This is a genomic window from Gelidibacter sp., from assembly GCF_035577925.1.
In the GTDB taxonomy this organism is placed as follows: Bacteria; Bacteroidota; Bacteroidia; order Flavobacteriales; family Flavobacteriaceae; genus Gelidibacter.
Map to the genome: position 1 here is coordinate 1 of NZ_DATJCY010000271.1, position 2,216 is coordinate 2,216.

At 35.4% G+C, this 2,216-nt stretch carries 3 protein-coding genes; 1 reads left to right on the forward strand and 2 read right to left on the reverse strand.

The window, feature by feature from the left end; translation table 11 throughout:
* Window positions 1-265 precede the first annotated feature (265 nt).
* Complete coding sequence (locus tag VNJ50_RS10660; RefSeq protein ID WP_284584129.1) at window positions 266-565, reverse strand: type II toxin-antitoxin system RelE/ParE family toxin; 300 nt, start codon at window positions 563-565, stop codon at window positions 266-268.
* Window positions 565-813, reverse strand: a complete 249-nt coding sequence (locus tag VNJ50_RS10665; RefSeq protein WP_325581694.1) for a type II toxin-antitoxin system ParD family antitoxin — start codon at window positions 811-813, stop codon at window positions 565-567. The genes VNJ50_RS10660 and VNJ50_RS10665 overlap by 1 nt, the downstream gene beginning before the upstream one ends.
* Before the next feature lie 403 nt (window positions 814-1,216).
* Between VNJ50_RS10665 and VNJ50_RS10670 the strand changes: the two genes are divergently transcribed.
* On the forward strand, window positions 1,217-2,216 hold a 1,000-nt coding region (locus VNJ50_RS10670), incomplete at its 3' end, for a transposase (protein WP_325581696.1).

The following is a 2,216-nucleotide window of genomic DNA, read 5'->3' on the forward strand; positions in this document are numbered from 1 at the left end:
AAAAAACCATTCCCGATAGCTATCGGGATAGCCCAAGTGATGTCCCTAAAACAAGGGAAGCTCTTTGCTTTTTTAAACCCAAACGTATAGGCTTCAAAACTTCAATTTTGAGCCACTCAAATTTTAGCATTTTGAGCTGCAACTAAAAAACAAACCTCCTTAAAATCGCTTTAAAAGAGGTTAGTTTTTTATGTTTTTGAAAGTTATTTGGAAAAATGAAAGGCTGTGCAACAGTTATGTTATCTGCAGCCAGAATTACGGTTAATTATTCATTAATATGAGATTCAATATCCATTTGTTGATGTAAAATTCTGATAATTTCCACAATTTCTTCCTTTATATTAATTCTGTAAAAAATGAAATGTGATTTTACTCTAGATCTAAAATATCCTTTTCTAACATCATTGTAATCTTTGCCTGTTTTTGGGTTTTCAGAAATATATTCAATTTCATCTATTATTAAATCAAGATAATAATCAGCTTGTTCCAAAGACCATTCTTCAAAAGTATAAAGCCAAATATTTTCTAAATCAATTTCAGCTTGCTTACTGATTTTGTAATTCATTATTTAGCAGAATATTTTTGATGTAAATTTTGTTTGAATGATTCTCGATTAAAATTTGAAGAAAAACCAGATTTCTCCCCTTTTTTTAATACTTTAATTAATTCAGTCTTCTTTGTTTCTTCATGCTCAAACATTCTTAAAGCAGCTCTTACAACTTCACTCGCCGAAGAATATTTTCCAGTTTTTATTTGTGAATTGATAAAATTGTCGAAATAATCGCCCAATAAAATCGAAGTATTTTTTGCCATAACCATTTGATTTAAATTTCGAAATCAAATATACCAAGTTTTGGTATTTATTCAAAATTTATTTGCGGAAAACTTGTCAAATCCGGTTGCAGATAACGGTTTGGGGCTTGGCGTCAGTGGCGGAAATTGAAGCGAAAAGTTTTAATTTAGCGACACGGTAAGCAAAAGCCAATTAATTGAATAAATTTAAGAAAAAAGTCAATATAATTGGCTTTTTGCGGAATTAGAAAGCCTAAACTTTAAATTTTAGACTTAACCCGCCATTGCGCCAAACCCGTGTGCCTGTTGCGCAACTCCCTTCAAAAATAGTTATTTATTAAAATCAAAGTAAATATTCAACAAGTTATTATAAAATGAAAAGATAAAGCATTGTTTAATAGTGTTTTAATTGCTATTTTTATCTATGCAAGGAAAAAAGAACTTTACGCCCCAATTATTTGTTTCGGTTAATTTGTTGGACCTCGTTCCTGCGGATAATTTTTACAGAAAATTGTTAACCGAACTCGATTTCCATTTTATTTACAAAGCCACCCAAAAGTATTACGGCACGGAAGGTCAACACAGCATTGATCCTGTTGTTTTCTTTAAGATTTTGTTGGTGGGTTATTTGAACAACATCAACTCGGACAGGCAATTAATCGCCTTTTGCAGCGATAGTTTATCGATACGTTTGTTTTTGGGTTATGATGTGCATGAGACATTGCCTTGGCACAGTACCATTAGCCGCACTCGAAGTTTATATGGCGAAGAAGTGTTTTTAAGTTTGTTTAAAGAAGTTTTGAGAATGTGTGTTTCTAAAGGGATGGTCCGTGGCAAACGTCAGGTGGTGGACAGCGTTTTCATTAAGGCCAACGCTTCTATGGACAGTTTGGTAGAGAAAGAAGTGTTGGAAGATGCCAGTGCTTTTGTGAATGAGTTAGAAGAAAACAGCGAGTTTAAAACCACCAGCACACGAAAAAAGTTGGTAGAACAGCACCACGCTTGGAAAAAAGAGGCTTACAAAGACATGCCCGGCAACAGCAATAGTAAAAAAACGGATGAAAACGGTAACTTGATCCGACCGAAATATGTATCGAACCACACCCATTATTCGCCCACCGATTCAGATGCCAGAGTAAGTGTAAAACCGGGGAAAGCCCGTCAGTTAAACTATTTTGGTCAAATTGCTGTGGACGATGCCCATCACGTCATTACGGGCGCTTGCTCTGATTTTGCCGATAAAAGAGACAGCCAGTGTTTGGAACAAATTGTAGAACTCATAGAGGAAAACCTCAATGAAAACGGCATTGAACTGGAAGAACTCCTAGCCGATGGCGGTTACAGCAGTGGCGAAGCTTTGGCGTATTTACACGAAAAAAATATCGACGCTTATATCCCCAACTTCGGGCAGTACAAACCCGAGC